Origin of the sequence: Oceanobacter mangrovi, assembly GCF_019740315.1 — a bacterium.
In the GTDB taxonomy this organism is placed as follows: domain Bacteria; phylum Pseudomonadota; class Gammaproteobacteria; order Pseudomonadales; family Oceanobacteraceae; genus Oceanobacter; species Oceanobacter mangrovi.
The window spans coordinates 666,372-686,508 of record NZ_JAHXZR010000001.1 but is presented as its reverse complement, the minus strand read 5'-3'; the positions used below and the strand labels follow the sequence as shown (position 1 = coordinate 686,508).

The window sequence follows — 20,137 nt, the reverse complement described above, 5'->3', positions numbered from 1 at the left end:
TCAAATCCCGAAGTAGGCGTGACTGATCTGATCGCGGGTCAGCTGCCGGCTTTCGCCCTGCAACGCCACGCGTCCTTCCTGGAAGCAATACAGGCGTTCAGAGCACTGCTGTGCCAACGTCACGTCCTGTTCCACCACCACTACCGACATACCGTCGGCGGTGATGTCTGGCAGCGAATCGTAGATTTCCCGAATCACAATCGGCGCCAGCCCCAAAGAAATCTCGTCACACAGCAGCACATCCGGATTGCTCATCAGTGCCCTACCGATCGCGACCTGCTGTTGCTGGCCACCGGACAAGGAAGTTGATGGCTGTTTACGTTTCTCTTTCAAAATCGGAAACAGCTTGTAGACCTCATCCAGATTCCAGCGGCCCGGACGTTTGGCAAAGGCTCCCATCTGCAGATTCTCTTCCACCGACATACTGGGAAAAAGACGCCGCCCTTCCGGCACCATGGCAACACCCTTGCGAACAATCTCACCTGGTGCACGCCCCCCAATCGCTTCACCACGCAGGCGAATTGATTGCTGCGCCACCGGTAACAGACCGGTAATGGCTTTCATCAGCGTACTTTTACCGGCGCCATTGGCTCCCAGTACGCCCACCACCTCGCCTTCGTGCAGTTCCAGATCGACACCAAACAGCACCTGCGCATCGCCATAAAATGCTTCCAGACCGGCAACCGACATTAATTGACTGCTCATGCTTCGATCCCCATGTAAACCCGGCGAACTTCGGGATCATTCATCACTTCGTCCGGCGTGCCTTCAGCGAGCTTCTTGCCAAAGTCGATCACCAGCAGACGGTCGGCAATCGCCAGCAGGGCGTGAACAACGTGTTCAATCCAGATCATGGTGGTCCCACGTGCCTTGATGCGCTTCAGTTCATCCACCAGCTCACGCGCTTCCGGTTCCGTCAGGCCTCCTGCGATTTCATCCAGCAGCAATAACCGCGGACGGGTCGCCAGCGCCCGTGCCAGTTCCAACCGCTTGCGATTCAGCAGCGTCAGGCTGCCAGCCGGTTTATTGGCATACTCTCGCAAGCCAGTGGATTCCAGCACTTCAGTAGCAATTTGCCAGGCTTCTGTCTCACTAACCTGGGCACCAAAACAGGCGGCGGTCACCAGATTCTCGAACACCGACATATTGCCGAATGGGTGCGGCACCTGATAACTGCGGCCAATACCCGCTCGACAGCGCTCGTGTGGCCGCAGACGACTGATCGTTTCACCATCGAAATACACGGCTCCGGCATCCAGCGAAGCATCGCCGGAAATCAGGTTAAACAGGGTAGTCTTGCCAGCACCATTGGGCCCAAGAATGCCCAAGGTTTCGCCATCCCTTACTGCAAACGACACATCCTGGGTCACTTTCAGAGCGCCATAGCTCTTACAGGCCCCTTCTACTTTCAATAACATCGCTTCTCTCCGGAAACACAGGACAAGGGTCCACCGTCAGTGGATTACCCTGTCCGCAGCGCCAATGACGATAGCCATCAGCACCACGACCTGATCAGGAATATTTGATGGGCAGCAATTCAGCTTCCAGCGGAACCATGGGTGCCTGGCTGTTTTCAACCACCACCAGTTCCAGCTTGCCTGCACGTTTCTGCCACTGACCGGACACCAACGGTGTCTTGGCAATATTCGGAACCGGTCCGGCTCCCTTGTTGAAGTTGACGTTACCGACAACGGTGTTGAGATTGGTCGTCGCCAGCGCCTGACGAATATCTTCCGGATCATTGCTGCCAGCGCGCTTGAGTACATCCAGCGCCACTTCAAACAGGGAATGCTTGAGGCCCAGCGGCATGGTCCATGGCTTGCCGGTTGCGATCATGTAACTGTCCGCCAGTTCGCGCGCCGACTGTCCGGTAATGGTGGAATGGAATGGATAGGCCGGGCTCCACATCAGTTCAACGGTCAAACCTTCAGCCCTTGGGCCAAAAGCCGCGATAGCCTGCGGGAATTCGGTTGCCTTGGCGACCGTCACGATTTTCGGCTGAAAGCCCTGCTGACCCGCCTGATTCCAGAAGTTGGCGAAGTCTGGCGGCGTTACCACTCCGGTAACAATTTCCACGTCCTGTTTGCGGAATTCAGAAATAAACGATGAGAAGTCGTTAATGGGTGTCTGGAAGCGACCACGGTCAACAATGCCAAAACCCTTGTCTTTCAGAACTGACGGGAAGCCACGCTGGCCATCTCCCCAGGCATTGCCATCTTCATCGTTAGGCCACAGCGCGCCGAGCTGTTTATTGGTTGGAATCTTGCCCCAGAGGTTGGAGTAGGAACCAATTACGTCTTCCAGCCCCCAGAAAAAGTGGTAGGTGTAATCGAACCCCACTTTCGGATCACCATTACGGCCAAAGAAAAACGGCTGCCACGGCGTATCGTTGGTGATGCAGGGAACACCATTCGCTTCACACTGGTCCGCCACCGGATTGGTCGTTGCCGGAGTTGAAGAAGCCACCACCAGATCGACCCGATCACGCAGGATCAATTCAGAAGCGGCGTTACTGGCCTGGTTCGGACTTGACTGGCTGTCCTTGTAGATCACTTCTACATTGAACTTTTTGCCACCCGACATAATGCCACCGGCAACAGCCTTGCGAACCTGCTCCAGAGTGAAGCGATCCGGCTCGGCAAAGGCCGCCAGCGGGCCAGTCTGGGGACTGACATAACCAATCTTGAAGGTATTACTGCGAGCCTGGGCAAACGGAATTTTTCCGGCTACGGCGACTGCGGATGATGCTAACAGGGAACTTTTGATAAACGAGCGACGTGTTGTGTCGACCATGCTATCTATCCTCTTTATTATTTTTGTCAGGAAAAGGAGTAACAGCTATCTCTAACTTGATGGTCATGTTGGCCAATGGGCTGGCACACGTCTAATATTGTTTGTGTCTGCAACTATACCTATTAAGTATAGCTGTGGTAATTCGGGACGGATCATAGTCCAATGCTTTCTATCCGGCCCCTAGGGGTGTGATGATGGCTTCTGCAGGCTCCGGCCGGAATTCCGCATCAGGCACTGAACAGCCCAATAAAAATAATATGCAAACAAACAAAATGACTCTGCCAGACAACACCGACCTGTTGTCGCAAATACGCTTTGACCCAGCCGAAGGCAAAATCTGGCTGAGTGAAAACCGCATGCTGCTGATGCATTCAGCGGTGATGGGATTGTTACGCAAGGATTTGATTACGACGCTGGGAGAGCAACGCACCCGTGCCTTTCTGATGCGCCTGGGTTACCAGTCTGGCTGGATTGACGCCGAGCTGGTACAAGGTATCCGACCGGACCTGACCACCAAAGAAGCCTACTTCGTTGGCCCTCAGCTGCATACCATCGAGGGCATGGTGCGGGCCGAGCCGCTACAGCTCGATTTTGACGTCGCCGCTGGCACCTTCGAATGCACGGTCGACTGGCACGACTCCTACGAAGCAGCGCTCCACGTACAGGAATTCGGACTGTCCGAAAACCCTATTTGCTGGACCTTGCTGGGCTACGCCAGCGGTTATACCACCTTCTATATGCAGCAGCGCATTCTGTTCAAGGAAGTGATGTGCAGTGGCTGTGGCGATCCACACTGCCGCATTGTTGGTAAACCGATCGACGAATGGGAAGACCACGTCGAGCTGGAAAACATGCTGTTACCCGACCCGGTCGCCGACGAACTGTTTGCCTTGAGGCAGCAACTATCGGAGTTGCATCAGCATACAGACCCACACCGCCGTCGCCAGCATGCTGAAACCGGCGCCATGATGGCCGTCGGCCAGTCGCCGGTGTTTCGGGACATTTTGCAACTGCTGAAAAAAGCCGCTGACAGCAAGGCCACCGTACTGCTGCAAGGCGAAACCGGCGTCGGTAAGGAGGTTATGGCCCGAGAACTACACGCCCACTCCCAACGTGCCGACAAAGCCTTTGTCGCCGTGAACTGTGCCTGTATCCCGCAGGAGCTGATCGAAGCCGAGTTGTTTGGTGTCAACAAGGGTGCCTTTACCGGTGCCAACGAATCCCGTGCGGGCCGTTTTGAACGTGCTCATCTCGGCACCATTTTTCTCGATGAGGTCGTCGAACTGTCCCCCAAGGCCCAGGCTGCACTGTTACGGGTGTTGCAGGAAGGTGAACTGGAGCGGGTTGGTGGTGATCGAGCAATTGCCGTGGATGTTCGAGTGGTCGCTGCCAGCAATGAAAATCTCAAACAGGCCGTCGATGATGGCCGCTTTCGGGCCGACCTGTTTTATCGTCTGAATGTGTTCACTGTAGAAGTACCACCATTGCGTGAGCGACGTGAGGATATTGCGTTGTTTGTCGATCACTTTGTGCGTAAATACAACGACCTCTATAACAAGAATACCCTGGGGGTATCCGATCTGGCGATGCAGCACCTGATGCACTATGACTGGCCCGGCAATATCCGTGAGCTGGAAAATATGATGGAACGCGGCGTCATTCTCACCGATAACAATCACCGCATAGAGCTGCATGCGTTCCCGGCCCCTCTGGGGGAAGCCAGCATTGGCAAGCCATCAGACAAGGTGGCCACCGAAGTGAGCCGGGCCGGTTACCTTCGTACCGCAGATGCCAATGCGCCAGATTATAAGGCACTGCTTGGTGACCATTTCGATCTGCGCCGCCACGAGGAAGGCATTATCAGTGCAGCGCTGGAAAAAACATCTGGCAATATTTCCAGAGCTGCTCGCTTACTGGGACTGACGCGCTCCCAGCTGAATTATCGTCTCAAGTCTCGCTGAGCGCTGGAACACCACCCGTGGCCAGCCAGCGGGCACACTCACTGCCCAGTTCCTGCTCCGCCCGTTGCTCGTACAGACGGATATCGGCAGCCGACAGACGTTCGCGCCAGCGGCCATTGGACCCCTTGTTAAAGAAGGTTTTGACGCCGCCATCCCAGAACTCGCCGCCGTGCGGAATGGTGCCAGCCCCCTGGTTCCGCAGGTAGTCAAACTGGCAATGATCGACAATATCCTGCCAGTGTTGCGGATTGATCGGGATTTGCAGAAAACCGGCGATGTCTTCAATCATGCCCGGCAAGTCAGCCTTCAGCTGATTGAAATGCACCAGCTTCACATTAGGCAGATCACGAATCGCCCACCAGCTGCGAATATGAGACCAGAACGGCCACCATGGATAACCGTCCCGTTGCAGCCATTCATGGAAGTATTGCACCACGTCGCCGACCGGCCGTTCGATCGGCGGCCCTACCCGTCCCGGTGTATCGTTCAGTTCGGCATACCATTTGTCATTGGCCTTGCTGTGGTGGTTGTACATACTCCAAAGCACATCGCGACCATCACGGGCAATGTAGAGGTAACGGGCTTTTTCAGAAAACACCAGAGCATCAGACCAGAGGTGGGTTTTCAGAAAACGACGCCCTTGCTGGGCATTGATAGAGGCCAGTTTTTCCGACTTCGGCGGTACTCGCATGTCGACCCACGGCGAGCGCTCAGCAACATCAATGCCTTCAGCTCCGTCGTATAACAGCTGAGAGATAATCTGCTGCATCCAGGTTGTGCCGGATTTGGCATAGGTCGCGATGATGATGTCATCATCGCGAAATTCAAAGTCGTTCCAGATGGTCGAGTCAAAATGGTGGTTCTGAAACTCACGTGTTTTGTGTGGTAACGGGTTGGCTGACAGGCTCATGACTGACTTCCTGTAGGGTAAAAGGGGAATGCCGGATGACGTTCAAAGTCATCCGGCGATGCTGCGTAGCGGAGACAAGTGATCGCAAACCGCTAGATGCGCCTGAACAGCGCTGAGCGTTCACTGTCATCGGCACCATCAGCGGCGGTGACAAACCGCTCCATATGAATGTCGCGTTCAAACACCCGGCCCTGCATCAGGGTGGTAATGGCGGCATCAATCATTGGCGGTGGCCCGCACAGATAGGCCTTGTGACCTTCCAGTTTGCCATCAAAGTAGTCTCTGGCAGCGTCATGAACAAAGCCACGGAAACCTTGCCAGTCCTCACTTTCTTCGGCATTGAGAGCCGGAATATAGTGAAAGTTGTCGAACTGCTGCGCCAGCTCCTCAAACAACTCACGGTTGTACAGCTCGGCCTGATTACGAGCTCCCTGGAATAAATACAACGGCCGCGAGTCACCAGCTTCCAGCAGGTCCAGAATCATCGCCTGTGGGCTCGACAGCCCGGAGCCGCCAGCAATGAAAATAGCGCCCTTATCGTCGGACTTGCGTACGAAGAACTGACCATAGGGACCCGATACCCGCAAGGTATCGCCAACGGCGAGTTGTTCGTGCAACCAGGTGGTGCCAGCCCCTCCCGGTACCAGCCGCACATGCAGTTCCAGCTGGTCTGCCTGAGATGGCTTGTTGGCAATCGAAAATGCTCGCGTACCTTCAAGGTTCGGCAGCGTCAGATTGACATATTGGCCCGCCTGAAAGGCCATTGGCCGATCCAGCCGAAAATGGATACCTTTAATGGTGGGAGACAAATCGACAATCGCTGTGACCACAGCATCAAAGTCCTCCACCGGATGACCGGCAAAATCCGCATCAACGTCAATGTCGGCCTCGATCACCAGGTCACTTTCCGGAATCGCGCAGCAAGCCAGAACCTTGCCTTCATCACGTTCCATATCCATCAGTGCGAACGACGATGCGGCCCCCACATCAACGTCGCCATCCAGCACCTGAATCTTGCAGGTTGCACAGGTACCATGGCCGCAGGCAAATGGCAGCCAGACGCCTTGCCGCAAGGCCGCATCAAGAATGGTCTGGCCTTCCTCCACCTCAATCTGCTCACCAGTCGGCTCGACTGTTACCAGGAAGCTCATCATTTACACTCCTGCATTCATAAAACCATGCAGCTCCGGAGTGTCGAAGCGCAGCAGTGACTTGTGGCCAATGCCCTGATCTGCCAGGGTCTTGTCCAGCTCCGGCGTGAATGGCTGGCCGTCCAGTAACCAGCGCACCGAGTCCCAGTTGATGGTTGGCCATTCCGGATGCTCACCAAAAACGCCAGCCATCACGTCATCGCGCAAACTCCGAAAACTGGCAGCGGGAGCCACCAAAAAGGTAAACGCTGAACAAAACATCAGATGACGATCCCAGCCAACGTAAACCAGCTGGTTGCCGTGGAAATTTTCAACACGGTCGCGGACTTCGCCGATGTATTCGGCGGCGGTAGTTTTTACAGTCATTTTATTATTCTCTTTATTGGGTGGGACGTCTCAGGTCGGACGTCTAACGCATGTTTTATTGGCCTGACATCAGAAGTCGGCCTCAGGATGAGCAAGGCGTTGCCTTGCCCATCAACCTGGCACCGGTCCCCCGACACCAGACAGCGGGTGTCTTATGCCGACTTCCACTCTTTCCAGCGCAGTTCGTCCGGCGAACCTTTCATATCCAGGTTGTCGACACCAACGTCCATGCCATAGTACTCACGCATCACGGTTTCGAGATCAGCACCACCGCAGTTGCCTTGCAATATCTGGTGTACTGGCAGCCAGGACTGCACGAATTTCTCTGGTTCATCAACGAAGATGTCGTGACAGCCATCGGAGCAGAAGTGGTACTTCTCCCCCTTATACTCGGTGCTGCGATAGACCAGCATGGTTGGGTCATCGACTTCGGTGTTAATCATGGCCACCTGACAGGTGTTACACAGCTGTGGCAGTCCCTTCGAGTAGAAGCGCTTGCCTTCGGCCTCCATTTTCTTCGCCAACTCCCAGCGCGGACGGTAGTACTTGTCGAAAGTTTGCGGATACTTCTCGCTCAGCCAATCGAGTTCCTTGTCACTTGGAATCCAGGTATGGAAACCGGCGGCTTCGCCAAAGTTGTAGAAGTTCCACCAGGTTTGGTGGGACATGTGGTCCATCTGGGCAGTAGCAATATCAACGTATTTCGGCGGCTTGATTCCGTAACGGGCAAGGTCCTTGAACAGTGCGCCACCTGCCTGCTCAAAGTAGATTTCCCAGGCTTCGCGCCAACTCATCACTTTATTCGGCAGCATGTAGTCCATCATCATCGAGACGATGCCCAGCACCCGGGTGCCGCGCCAGAACCACTTGTCGACCCACTTCTGCACGATTGGTACGTTGTCTTCGTGCTGTTCCAACAGGAACTTGATCACTTCCAGACCCAGCGTCATGTGACGGGCTTCATCCGATTGCGATGAGAAACCAAAGGTCACTGTGGCCATATCTCCGTTGTAGGCCGCACCAGACATAAAAGGCACAAACAACAGATTGGTCAGCACGTATTCGAAGCTGAAGCTGATCGCCAGCAGGAATTCAAATGGACCGGAACTGCGTGCATCGTGGAAGAAGGAAGTCGGTACCGACATGTACCAGACCTTGTCCTGCATGCCGTTCCAGTTGTGCAGCCCATCAAAGAACTTGTTGTAGTGACTCATGGCGTGAATCTGGGTTTGCACATGACGCAGCTCGTCGATCGACTGCATCTGACACGCCACTCGTGCGCCAACCCCGCCAAACTGACGACCAACATGGGCAAAGCCCTGATAAGCCTGATATTCCACCGGTGTCACACCACCGAGAAAAACTTTCAATGCATTGACGTAACGTGGATCGGAAATATTCAGATGACCATTGTTCTGCGCAAAAGCATCAAAAATGGCATAGAGCTTTTTCTCTTTTTCAGCCTGGTACTTCCAGTAGGCATCCATCGTCAAGCGGAATGGGTCTTCCCACTTCGACCAGTCCGTGATCTTGATGCCTTCGTATTCTTCGTACGGAAAGGCTTCCTTGCGGTCCTGGTAGGAAAATTCCCAGTCAAGATCTCGGGTCAGCATTTTGTACTTGTCTTTCATATTCAATTTTTTTGCGGCCATGGTGGGCTCCTTTTTTATTCTTGATTGGTTGTCGAACGCCTGACGTCGGTTACTGATTCCAGCTCAGAGTGAAGGCGTCTTCGTCTTCATCAACGTTGCCACCAAGAGTAATCAGGCTCAGATGCAGCTCCTGCACGTCCCAATCACGGCCAATTTTTTCCTCTACCGTTTCTCGCTTGATAGTCAGCTGCAAATCGTTTTCGATGCGGATCATGGCGGGCTGGTACTGCACCTTGACATCCGGGTTATCGGCTTCAATGGCCTCAACGATGTAGCGGGAAACGTCGTTGTCCTGCAGGGCGATATATACCTTGTTCATGGGAATCCTTATTTGATGCCGAGTTTGTTGAGGCGGGTTGCCAGTGCATCCATTGAGCGTGACAGCGCATCGCCATCAATCAGCTCCATCGCAATCGGAGCCAGTGCTTCAGCAACCTTGCCAGACCAGTGATTTGCCCATTGCAGCAGCTGCTGACGGTTGCTGTCAGATTCGCTCGCGACCAGCTTCAGGGTGCTGTCGAGCCAACGATCGCGATCCTTTTGCCACTCCTGCATGAACTCCAGCAGCATGGTTACATCGTGGGCCTGCTGGTCAGCCAGCCAGCAGTCGAACTGGCGGTAATAGAGATCGGCTGTCAGGGTATCCATTACCAGATCCTGGGCGATCAGAACCTCAAACCAGTCCTTTTGCACCAGCAACTCCTCACACAGCGCCCGCATACGCTGCCATGTTGAGTCTTCCATCCAGGCCTGTTTGGCCTGTTCCAGCGCAGTACCAGTATTACCATCCAGAATCAGGCCTATACGCGACAGGTACTGGGCGATACCCAGACGGTCCATCCCCTCGTACACCAGCGCCTGGGTCAGGGCAGTGCCAAATCCCACCGATACGCCGTAGATATTGTTGAGGTTGGCGGTGTGCTCGACGTGACGCAGTGGTACCAACAAACGGATCAGCTTGTTTTTCACTTCATCTGACAGGCGTTCGGCAAGCTGGCGTTTTTCGAAAAAACTGTAGTTATTCTCAGCGTTGTCCTGCATGCGGGCGCGACTGGCAACATAGGTCGCGTAATAGAACTGGCGTGGGTCTTTCAGTACATACCAGTCGGCCATCTGAATCGCCGTACGGCTGGCATCATTGAGGTTGTGTTGCGGGTCCCAGCTGGGTTTGTAGTGAAAGTTGGTTACTGCCTGAATATCGTAGGTAGCTTCCTGATAACGACTGGCCGGTTTATCACCAAAGCGTTTGGCGATTTGGGTGAAGGTATGACGCACCGGCTCCAGGGTGGCCATCTTGATTTCAACACTCATGGGGTTGTACCTGTGATTTGTTGTTATTTGGGCAGCGGCGTGATTGCCGCCGGGTTGCATTAACGCGAGAGAGATCGGCCGGCCAGGGTGTCTTCGCCGTAACGCCACTTTTCCATTTCGGCATCAATTACGGCGATCTGCTCGGCAGACATCGGCACTACGGAATTAACATTGCAAAACGCTTCAAAAGCACTGCATGGCATGATGAGTTCAACAAAGAGCTCCGGGGATCCGATGGCAAAATCGAATTCAACATAACGGGCGTCAGGTTCGCTGCGGACCCGTATGTATTTGGTCATGGACGGCAAGGTGTCACGGGACGACACCACTTCCAGCTGGGGTTGGCTGCGCTTGGACATGGTCGGCTTGTTCTCGTTATTTTTATTCACAAACCAGCTATAGCAGCCCTTGTGCCAACACCAAAAATAAAACCTAATTAATTGATTTTAATAAGAAAATATAAAAATCTGCAGACCCAAACAGGAATTCGGCGAACCAAACTGCGTAATATCAAACAACGTCAGGGCAGCCTTTCAAAGTCACTGTCTAAAATCAGACATGGGCCAAATGAGCCAGTGCTGATAATCAGGGGCATGGACGGCGGCGACATTAATTAGCACTTTGCCCATCACGGAAAAAAGCTCTGGACTCCATCACTGCCATTGGGTCATCGACAGGCAAGACAGCCGTTAGACATATATCAGAAGTACAACGGGCCGAGTGCACACAGCAGCGGCAACCGGTGCGCAGGCAAGAACAGCGACAGAAAGACACAGCGAGACGCGTAATCCGAGGGTGTAGAGCGAGGGGATGGAGCAGCAACGAGCAACAGATATTGCTAGTGGTTGAAGGTTTTTAGCGGCCGGGGATAACCCGACCGCCACTACCAATCAGAAATTGCCTTTCAGGCGCGCGCCATCAGAACGGGAACACGGTTTTCAGCCACAGGGCACCGCCTTCCGAGCGGTTTTTCACCCGGGTTTCCTGCTGGTATTTGAAGGTTGCAAACCAGCCTTCGCCACTGTCGTAACGAACAGATGGACCAATAGCGAGGGTTTGACCGCGGGCGTCTTTTACGGTGTCGCCGTTAGACGTATCATCGGTTACCTGCTTGTAAAGGTAACCACCAATTCCCGCCGTCAAACCGTTACCGACACCCCAGCCAAGGGCGTAATCAACGATCAACTCCTGACCATCCTTATAGTCTGTGGCGCTGTTCCTGAGGTTATAGGTATACATGCCCTTGAAGTCGTAGTTAAAGCCGGCCGGATCAATATGACTAACGCCCAGTACCGGCTGAATCGCCCAATGGTTACGACCGATATTGGCAATTTCGTCCTTGTCGTAAGAGCCGGTCGGAGCGATCACGTCGATGGCAAATACCGAATGCAATGCCTGACTGTGGTGCCAGCCAAGCGCCAGACCAATGGTCGCGTCACCAATGCCACTGCTACGGTCTTCCATGCCATCGGTCACATGTACATCGAGATCGACCAGCGGAAGGATCGCGTGGAGGGCTACCGAGGCTCCTTGCCAGGTTTTGTCTGTCACCCAGATAACCCGGGGAACAATAGCATTGGCGGTCACTTTAAAGTCATCTGGTGTAACGGTATCGCCATTATTATCAACGGCTTTGTCAGCGCTGTAATGCTGCCCCCACACCATCGCATAGGTACCCGGCGGTGGTAGTGCGCAGCAGGTGAAGTTTTCAGCACCAACCGGGTAGCTGGAGCCACCTCCTTCGGTCGCCAGCGTAGTCTGGGCCGCCATCAGGCCGAGTGAACACAGCGCCAATTTGGTCATGGATTTCATGCAGTTCTCCAATTGTTATTTTTATCGTTGTGAACGGTGCCGGAATCTCCTCCGGCGGGGATTTGAAATCTCAACAGCCTCCGCATCCCAATTGTCTGCCAAGACGAAAAGCCAATCTTTAAGGTATGGATCTATACCCTGAATGCGCTAGCAGCTATCTCTGATTACAACAGCAGCACTCTGATGATGATAACTACCATGCGCTTTATCCTTGGTTGAGCGGTATGGCCGCCATGTTTGACCAGCCAGAGATATCACGTCTAATATGGTTTTTGTCTTCAACTATACCGGGAAGGTATTTTATGGAATTGCGCCAACTGAGATACTTTGAAGCTGTCGGCCGCTTGCTGAACTTCAGCAAGGCCGCAGAGGAGCTGCATATGGCGCAACCACCGTTGTCACGCCAGATCCAGAACCTGGAAGATGAATTGGGCGTGACCCTGATCGACCGTTCCGGCAGGCCCTTGCGCCTCACCAATGCCGGTCAGTTCTTCTACGATCAGTCAGTACAGATGTTGGCGCGAATTGCGGAAATCAAACGCTCCACCCAGCAGCTGGGAGCCGAACAGAAGCGCTGGATGGGGATTGGCTTTACCCCCTCAGTGCTTTACACCCACATTCCCAAAGCGATCCAGAAATTCACCAATAACCACGCCAACGTCCATATTTCGCTGTCCGAACTCACCTCTGTTCAACAGGCTGATGCCTTAAAAAGTGGCCGTATCGACGTCGGCTTCAGCCGTCTCGCTATCAATGAAGAAGGGATTGAGAACATTATTCTGAATCGCGATCGGCTGATGCTAGCCGTGCCATCCGAACACGCACTGGCAGCACTGGACAGCGTAACCATGGAACAGATTGCAGTGGAGAAAGTGATTCTCTACCCGGCCTCACCGCGTCCCAGCCTGGCCGACCAGATTCTGTCGCACTTCAAGGTGCGGGGCCTGGAGTTACGCAACACCTTCGAAACCAATACGCTGCAAACGGCGCTCGGGCTGGTCGCAGCGAACATGGGCGTAACCATAGTGCCGCAGTCGGTTCGCTTGATGCAGCGCTCTGATATTCACTATTTGCCCATAGCGGCCAATGGTATGGAAACCCAGCTGGTGATGTCTGTGCGAGCCAGTGATGATTCAGCCCATCTCGCCGCGTTTCGAGACTGTGTGTCGTTACCGGAGGAGCCTGGCACGCGATAACACCATTGGCAGCCCCGCCCGGCTGGTCCTCAACCGGTCATGGAGCGCAGCCGCGCCTGTAACGGGATATCGCGCGCCAGACTGTTTTCAACAATCAGCAGTTCAAGATTGCGATAGCGGTACTCCCACTGGCCACAAACCAGCGGTGTCTTGCTGACATTCGGCACCGGTCCAAGCTGGAAATTCACCGGCCCAACGATCGAGTGATAATCCGTTGTTGCCAGTGCCTGGCGAATCCCTTCCGGGTTACCCGGCCCTTGGGAACGTCGCAACGCATCAATTGCAACCTCAAACAGGGCATGTTTGAAGCCCAATGGAATGGTCCAGTTACGGCCACTGAAACGTGTGTATTCACTCGCCAGCCCGGCTGATGATTGCCCTGTCAGGGCCGAATGATAGGGATGTGATGGTGACCAGCTGACTTCCACGCTCAAACCGTTTGCATCACTGCCAAATGGCTGCAATGCCATCGGAAACTCCGATGCCTTGGCGACCGTCACCACCTTGGGATTAAACCCCTGACGCCGGGCCTCATGCCAGAACCGGGCAAAGTCTGGCGGAGGAATCACACCGGTAACAATCTCAACATCGTTTTGCTGGAAGCGGCTGACGATATCAACAAAATCGGTCTGACCGGACCGGAAACGCCCAGCATCAAACAGTTCAAAATTCTGTTGGTGCAAGGCCGGTGGAAACCCATGCTGCGAGGCCCACGCCAGACCGTCAGGATCATCTGGCCACAAGCTCCCCACACGCCGATTAGTCTGTACCTGGTTCCACAGCGAAGTATAGGCTGCAACGACATCCTCAACACCCCAGAAGAAGTGATAAGTCCAGCGAAACCCCACAGCCGGATCACCACCACGGCCAAAGAAATGCGCCTGCCAGGGCGTATCGTTGGTTAAACAGGGAACCCCAATCGCCTCACACACATCAGCAACCGGATTGGTCGTTGCCGGCGTTGACGACGCCACCATCAAGTCAACGCCATAATCTCGAATCAGCTCCCGCGCCGCTGCTGCTGCGCCAGTTTCGCTGGAACCACTGTCGCGGTAGATTATTTCCACCGGATACTGACGACCATTAACGCTGATGCCACTGCCAAGCGTTCGTTTGACCTGCGCCATCACAAACTGGTCGGGCTCAGAAAAAATGGTCAAGGGGCCACTGGCCGGACTGACGAATCCAATGCGGAAGGTTGTGGCAGAGGCTGCCCGAACCAGGGGAACAAAAGCTCCGGCAAGCATGGCGGCAGAGCCAACCTGCAGCAAGCGGCGGCGGGAAATACAGCTTTCGGTAGTCATTATTATTATTCTCCAGCAATGACCTTGAACGGCGCCGGAGTGTTAATCAAAGACTGACTTGTCCCTACCGCGATTCAGGCCAGCCCCCACAATTCTGTTATATCCTATTGTTTTATATAAACTTTCCATTATAGGAAACGCCATTTCCCAAACGCTTGCTGATATCAGAAAAGTAAATTGCCTCCGCGAACCATACCTTTCAGGTTGGTTCGCCAAAACCCGCGTCAAACTTCATCTTCTAACGTCTGCGCTGATTGGTATAGCGGCAACTCTGCGCCAGACAGGTCAAATGGTAACCAATGTCTGCCCTGAATTGTCGCCGTCGCTTTTTGTCATACCCCAGCCGCAAGCAGTCATCCTGCCGCTCTGAGCCGGTCTTACTATCCCCCAACGTACAAACAAGAATGAATTCACCGGTCAACTCGACCACTTTCGTTTCAGGATACGCCAATGTTCAACAAGCAAGATCGTATTGCCGGGTTCGACCCCGAGCTGTGGGAAGCCATGCAGCAGGAAGTGGCTCGTCAGGAAGACCACATCGAGCTGATCGCCTCTGAAAACTACACCAGCCCACGCGTGATGGAAGCCCAGGGTTCCCAGCTGACCAACAAGTACGCTGAAGGTTACCCAGGCAAGCGTTACTACGGTGGTTGTGAATTCGTTGACGTGGTTGAGCAACTGGCTATTGACCGTGCCAAGGAACTGTTCGGCGCAGATTACGCCAACGTTCAGCCACACTCTGGTTCACAGGCCAACGCCGCGGTTTACATGGCGCTGCTGAATCCTGGCGATACCGTTCTGGGCATGAGCCTGGCACACGGTGGTCACCTGACTCACGGTGCCAAGGTTTCCTTCTCTGGCAAGATGTACAACGCGGTTCAGTACGGTCTGAACGACAACGGCGAAATCGATTACGATCAGATGGAAGCGCTGGCCAAAGAGCATCAGCCAAAAATGATCATCGGTGGTTTCTCTGCCTACTCCCAGATCGTTGACTGGGCTCGCATGCGCGAAATCGCAGACGCTGTTGGTGCTTACCTGTTCGTCGACATGGCTCACGTAGCCGGTCTGGTAGCTGCTGGCGTTTATCCAAACCCAATGCAATATGCCGACGTGGTCACCACCACCACTCACAAGACCCTGCGTGGTCCACGTGGCGGTCTGATTCTGGCCAAAGCCAACGCAGAGCTGGAAAAGAAACTGAACTCTGCGGTATTCCCTGGCGGTCAGGGCGGCCCACTGATGCACGTCATCGCGGCCAAGGCGGTTGCCTTCAAGGAAGCACTGTCACCTGAATTCAAGACCTACCAAGAGCAGGTTGTGAAAAATGCCGATGTGATGGCGCGGGTATTTATTGAGCGCGGCTACGACGTGGTATCCGGCGGAACCCAGAACCACCTGTTCCTGTTGTCACTGATCAAGCAAGGCCTGACTGGTAAAGACGCTGACGCGGCTCTGGGCGCGGCTTCTATTACCGTCAACAAGAACGCTGTTCCAAACGACCCACAGTCTCCATTCGTGACTTCCGGTCTGCGCATTGGTACTCCGGTTATCACCACTCGTGGTTTCAAGGAAGAACAGTGTAAGGAACTGGCGGGCTGGATCGCTGACATCCTGTCGGTGCTGGGCACTTCTGAAGAAGCCCGCATCATTGGCATGGTGAAAGAGAAAGTGCACGACCTGTGCAAGCAGTTCCCGGCTTACGTCGAGTAAACCGCCACCCTCTCGCAAGCAGATTGTGGGAGGGGCTTTATCCCGGTTTCAAAAGACGGGCGTCCTGCCCGTCTTCTATGCTTGAAATTAACCCTTCGTTACCCGAGCCCTGCGATTACCCGAGGAGCCGATCATGGCTATCAGTCTGTTCGACATGTTGAAAATCGGGATTGGCCCGTCCAGTTCCCACACCGTAGGCCCGATGAAAGCGGCCTGGATGTTTGCTTCTGCATTGGCCAAAGAAGGCCTGCTGCCACAGGTAGCCCGGGTTCAGGCACAACTGTATGGTTCGCTGGGTGCAACCGGTAAAGGCCACGGTTCCGGTCCTGCGGTATTGCTGGGTCTGGAAGGTGAACTGCCGGAAAAAATCGATCCGGACCGGGTTAACCCACGAACCGCCGATATTGAAGAAAGCGGCGAACTGGTACTGCTGGCGACCACCGACTATCTGGAAGCCGGTGTCATCGCAGAACCCAAAACCATCAAGTTCAATATCAACGAAGACCTGATTTATCACCGCATCGAAGCGCTGGATTTTCATGCCAACGGCATGACTTTCTGCGCCTGGGATGAACAGGGCAACGAACTCAGATTCGCAACCTATTACTCCGTTGGCGGCGGCTTTGTGGTCGACGACAGCGTTCACGCCAGTGACAAGATCGGCGCCATCGTCGAAGACGCCACCAGCGTGAAATACCCGTTCAAAAGTGGCGTTGAGCTGCTGGCGATCTGCCAACAAACCGGTCTCTCCATCGCGGACATCATGATGGAAAACGAAAAGGCCTGGCGTACCGAAGCAGAGATTCGTGCCGGCATTCTGCAACTCTGGCAAGTGATGAAAGACTGCGTGCAAAAAGGCATGCACAGCGAAGGCATTCTGCCCGGCGGCCTGAAGGTCAAGCGCCGTGCTGCCAGCCTCTATCAGGGTCTGAAAAACCGTAACCGCATGGACATGATCACACCGTCACTGGGCGCGATGGACTGGGTCAACCTGTACGCGCTGGCGGTCAATGAAGAAAACGCGGCCGGTGGTCGTATGGTAACGGCGCCAACCAACGGCGCGGCGGGCATTATCCCGGCGGTACTGCACTACTACATCAATTTCTGCCCGAACTCGGACGACGAAGGCGTGATTCGCTTTCTGCTGACGGCCTCTGCGATTGGCATCCTGTTCAAGGAAAACGCCTCGATTTCCGGTGCCGAAGTCGGCTGTCAGGGTGAAGTGGGCTCCGCTTGCGCAATGGCAGCAGCGGGTCTGGCCGAAGCTACTGGCGGCTCACCGGCGCAGGTCGAAAACGCCGCTGAAATCGGCATGGAACACAACCTTGGCCTGACCTGCGATCCGATTGGCGGCCTGGTACAGGTGCCTTGTATCGAACGTAACGCCATGGCAGCCATGAAAGCCATCAACGCAGCGTCGATGGCCCTGCGTGGTGACGGCGAGCATTTTGTGTCGCTCGACAAGGTCATCAAAACCATGCGCGATACCGGCAAGGACATGCTCGACAAGTACAAGGAAACCTCGCGTGGCGGTCTGGCGGTGAACGTGATCGAGTGTTAATCACGTCAGCCTGACTCCCTCGCCAATAACAGAATCCCGGTCGGCAACAGCAGGCCGGGATTTTTTGTATCTGCTACAGTGCATAACCGCTCGCCCACTTCGGATACAGATAAGAGTTAAGGAAGCTGCTTAATGCCAAGCTATCCATCCATTACCGCCCTGCGTGCTTTTGAGGCCGTTGCCCGCCTTGGCAGTGTCACCAGTGCCGCCAGAGAAATGCACCTGACCCGCAGTGCGATCAGCCGTCAGATCGCCGGACTGGAAGAAAGTCTGGGGTTTACGCTGACCTATCGCAGTGGCCGCAACATCGAACTGACAACGCAAGGGCAACGTTATGCCAGTGAAGCCCGCCGTTCCCTGCAAATTCTGCTCGCCGCCGCCCACTGGGAAAGCGGCCCGGACATCACCGGCAAACTGATCATCAGCTGCATCCCCGGCCTCGCGACCTACTGGCTTTGCCGTCACATTGGTGAGTTCCAGCGGCTGTATCCCAAACTGGAGCTGGACCTGCGCTCGCCACGCACCCCGGATGACACCAGCAACCAGGAAATCGATCTGTTTATTTCCTACGGCGAAGGCCATTGGCCGGAGATGAACGTCCAACGGCTGATGGCCTTGCAGCTGTATCCGGTGTGCAGCCCGGGTTACCTGAACCGGACCGCAGGCCTGAAAAATCCGGCTGAGCTGCTTTCTCATACTCTGTTGCACCTGGCGAACCAGACCAATTGGCGTGTTTGGCTGGGGGCTAACGGGGTGCAAAATGCCCAGCTCGGTGCAGGCATTACCTTTTCCGATGCTCACTTTGTCCAGTCTGCCGCCCTGGCTGGCCAGGGCATCGCCCTCGGCGACAACATGCTCAGTGGCGATGCGCTTGCCCGTGGCCAGCTGGTGATGCCCTTCGATATCAGTATCGATGCCCCCAGGGCCTACTATTTTGTGACCTCTCCGGAAAAGACCGAGCGGCCCGATATACAAGCCTTTATTCGCTGGTTGAAAGAGAAATTTGCAACAGAGCAAAGTAACTGGCGTCAACGCGGCGTCGGGATTACCGGCTGAAAACAGAGGGTGAACTGTGCTTTCCGGCTGCCCCCAAAGCCATAATTATCACCACCGCCCAAGCTAAACTTCGATTTAAATGGCCATCAATGCCGAAAAACCCGGTTTTATCCGCCTGAAAACGGCCAAAGCGACATAATTGTCCCCTGATTAAAACAGCTGCACCCCTTTTGTGCAGCCGTCAAACCCACCCAAGCCGCTGCTGCCAGCGTCAATACGAGGCCCGGCAAGTCAGCCACATTCTGGGCGCAACCAGAGTGTGTACACTCTAAACCACCCCAAAATCGGCGCTGGATTCGTTGTGGCCTTTTACTTGCATATTCATGTATGAGGTTGCAAAAAACCTAAAAAAATCACTGGCCACTTCAAAATAAAAGACGCTGTTCAGCAAGAATCAGCGCCTTTTTTTGCGTCCTAAATGTTTACATTTTGGAATCATTTTGGTCAAAAAATATCGATTGTAGATGCAATTCAATTGACAAAGAATGATTTCAAGCCCGTTCTGGAGCGCCTAGAGCCGCTCGTGGGCATCACTAATTGGCTCAAGGAGATCCCATGGAGACAGCTGCCAACCAAGACTTCGTCAACAAGATTTATCCGGGGTTAAGCGCCGAGCAGCGGATGCGAATTGATCTGGCCGCAACCTATAACCTGCTCGAACACTTCGGTATGAGTGACAGTATCTACACCCATATTTCAGCGCGTTTACCGGGTGTGCATGATCGCTTCCTGATCAATCCGTACGGCACCCGCTTTGGTGAAGTCACTGCCAGTAACCTGGTCACCATCGACCTTGATGGCAAGGTACTCGAAGACCCGTTTGGCATGGGTGCCAACCCGGCCGGTTTCACCATTCATTCAGCGGTTCATGCTGCCCGCCCGGATGTCCAGTGTGCCTTGCATACCCATACGGTTGCCGGTGTTGCCATCTCTTCGACTCAGGAAGGCATTCTGCCAATTAACCAATGGTCGCTGCAGTTCTACGAAGGCGTCACCCGCCATAAATACGAAGGCATCGCGCTGGATCTGGCCGAGCGCGAACGGCTGGTGCAGGACCTCGGGCCAACCAGCAAGGTGATGATCCTGGAAAACCACGGCCTGATGACCCTCGGCGACACCATCGGTGAAGCCTTCACCCTGATGTACAACCTCGAACGTACCTGCCAGACCCAACTGGCGGTGTTGTCCAGCGGTTTGACGATTACCCCGGTTGCACCGGAGGTCTGCCAACGTACCTGCGGGCAATACAAGCAGTTCAGTGAACTGAGTCAGCGCAACGGCTTCCACGCTGAATGGCTCGCCTACCTGCGTTTATTGGAAAAAGTAGCTCCGCACTACCGCACTTGAACCC

Annotated in this window: 18 protein-coding genes; 6 read left to right on the top strand and 12 right to left on the bottom strand. The window is 54.5% G+C overall.

The window, feature by feature from the left end:
- The 3 genes from K6123_RS03030 to K6123_RS03020 form a co-directional block, all read right to left on the bottom strand.
- Complete coding sequence (locus K6123_RS03030; RefSeq protein WP_221793959.1) at positions 1-705, bottom strand: ABC transporter ATP-binding protein; 705 nt, start codon at positions 703-705, stop codon at positions 1-3.
- The gene (locus tag K6123_RS03025; RefSeq protein WP_221794443.1) at positions 702-1,418 is read right to left on the bottom strand and encodes an ABC transporter ATP-binding protein; all 717 of its coding nucleotides are present in this window, start codon (positions 1,416-1,418) and stop codon (positions 702-704) included. The genes K6123_RS03030 and K6123_RS03025 overlap by 4 nt, the downstream gene beginning before the upstream one ends.
- Before the next feature lie 94 nt (positions 1,419-1,512).
- A complete protein-coding gene (locus tag K6123_RS03020) occupies positions 1,513-2,793 on the bottom strand; it encodes an ABC transporter substrate-binding protein (RefSeq protein WP_221793957.1) in 1,281 nt (426 codons plus the stop codon).
- 257 nt (positions 2,794-3,050) lie between these two features.
- Between K6123_RS03020 and K6123_RS03015 the strand changes: the two genes are divergently transcribed.
- Positions 3,051-4,754, top strand: a complete 1,704-nt coding sequence (locus K6123_RS03015) for a sigma-54-dependent Fis family transcriptional regulator (protein WP_221793955.1) — start codon at positions 3,051-3,053, stop codon at positions 4,752-4,754.
- Here the strand turns inward: K6123_RS03015 and K6123_RS03010 are convergent.
- The 8 genes from K6123_RS03010 to K6123_RS02975 form a co-directional block, all read right to left on the bottom strand.
- Positions 4,741-5,664 (bottom strand): sulfotransferase domain-containing protein, encoded by a 924-nt coding sequence (locus K6123_RS03010; RefSeq protein ID WP_221793953.1) that lies wholly within the window; start codon positions 5,662-5,664, stop codon positions 4,741-4,743. The two genes, K6123_RS03015 and K6123_RS03010, sit on opposite strands and share 14 nt — an antisense overlap.
- Before the next feature lie 92 nt (positions 5,665-5,756).
- Entirely contained in the window at positions 5,757-6,818 is a 1,062-nt protein-coding gene (locus tag K6123_RS03005; protein ID WP_246624570.1) for an NADH:ubiquinone reductase (Na(+)-transporting) subunit F, read from the bottom strand.
- On the bottom strand, positions 6,819-7,181 hold the full coding sequence (locus K6123_RS03000; RefSeq protein WP_221793951.1) for a phenol hydroxylase subunit P4: 363 nt from the start codon (positions 7,179-7,181) through the stop codon (positions 6,819-6,821). It lies immediately after the preceding gene.
- 152 nt (positions 7,182-7,333) lie between these two features.
- Positions 7,334-8,833: an aromatic/alkene/methane monooxygenase hydroxylase/oxygenase subunit alpha gene (locus tag K6123_RS02995; RefSeq protein WP_221793949.1), complete on the bottom strand. Its 1,500-nt coding sequence runs from the start codon at positions 8,831-8,833 to the stop codon at positions 7,334-7,336.
- Between the two features lie 49 nt (positions 8,834-8,882).
- Positions 8,883-9,152 carry an MmoB/DmpM family protein gene (locus K6123_RS02990; RefSeq protein WP_221793946.1) on the bottom strand — a complete coding sequence of 90 codons (270 nt, stop codon included), beginning with the start codon at positions 9,150-9,152 and terminating at the stop codon, positions 8,883-8,885.
- 8 nt (positions 9,153-9,160) lie between these two features.
- On the bottom strand, positions 9,161-10,144 hold the full coding sequence (locus tag K6123_RS02985) for an aromatic/alkene monooxygenase hydroxylase subunit beta (protein WP_221793944.1): 984 nt from the start codon (positions 10,142-10,144) through the stop codon (positions 9,161-9,163).
- A gap of 59 nt (positions 10,145-10,203) precedes the next feature.
- A complete protein-coding gene (locus tag K6123_RS02980; RefSeq protein WP_221793942.1) occupies positions 10,204-10,503 on the bottom strand; it encodes a phenol hydroxylase subunit in 300 nt (99 codons plus the stop codon).
- 559 nt (positions 10,504-11,062) lie between these two features.
- On the bottom strand, positions 11,063-11,956 hold the full coding sequence (locus K6123_RS02975; protein ID WP_221793940.1) for a SphA family protein: 894 nt from the start codon (positions 11,954-11,956) through the stop codon (positions 11,063-11,065).
- A 302-nt stretch (positions 11,957-12,258) separates the two neighbouring features.
- Between K6123_RS02975 and K6123_RS02970 the strand changes: the two genes are divergently transcribed.
- Positions 12,259-13,152, top strand: a complete 894-nt coding sequence (locus K6123_RS02970) for a LysR family transcriptional regulator (protein ID WP_221793938.1) — start codon at positions 12,259-12,261, stop codon at positions 13,150-13,152.
- A gap of 29 nt (positions 13,153-13,181) precedes the next feature.
- On the opposite strand, the gene K6123_RS02965 is transcribed toward K6123_RS02970, so the two are convergent.
- Entirely contained in the window at positions 13,182-14,456 is a 1,275-nt protein-coding gene (locus tag K6123_RS02965; protein ID WP_221793936.1) for an ABC transporter substrate-binding protein, read from the bottom strand.
- Positions 14,457-14,906: 450 nt separating this feature from the next.
- Here K6123_RS02965 and glyA point away from each other — a divergent pair, with 450 nt between their 5' ends.
- From glyA to K6123_RS02945, 4 genes are all read left to right on the top strand, one after another.
- Complete coding sequence (gene glyA, locus K6123_RS02960; RefSeq protein WP_221793934.1) at positions 14,907-16,169, top strand: serine hydroxymethyltransferase; 1,263 nt, start codon at positions 14,907-14,909, stop codon at positions 16,167-16,169.
- A gap of 133 nt (positions 16,170-16,302) precedes the next feature.
- Positions 16,303-17,730 carry an L-serine ammonia-lyase gene (locus K6123_RS02955; RefSeq protein WP_221793933.1) on the top strand — a complete coding sequence of 476 codons (1,428 nt, stop codon included), beginning with the start codon at positions 16,303-16,305 and terminating at the stop codon, positions 17,728-17,730.
- A gap of 132 nt (positions 17,731-17,862) precedes the next feature.
- The gene (locus K6123_RS02950) at positions 17,863-18,786 is read left to right on the top strand and encodes a LysR substrate-binding domain-containing protein (protein ID WP_221793931.1); all 924 of its coding nucleotides are present in this window, start codon (positions 17,863-17,865) and stop codon (positions 18,784-18,786) included.
- 555 nt (positions 18,787-19,341) lie between these two features.
- Positions 19,342-20,133 carry a class II aldolase/adducin family protein gene (locus tag K6123_RS02945; protein WP_221793929.1) on the top strand — a complete coding sequence of 264 codons (792 nt, stop codon included), beginning with the start codon at positions 19,342-19,344 and terminating at the stop codon, positions 20,131-20,133.
- Positions 20,134-20,137: the final 4 nt, after the last annotated feature.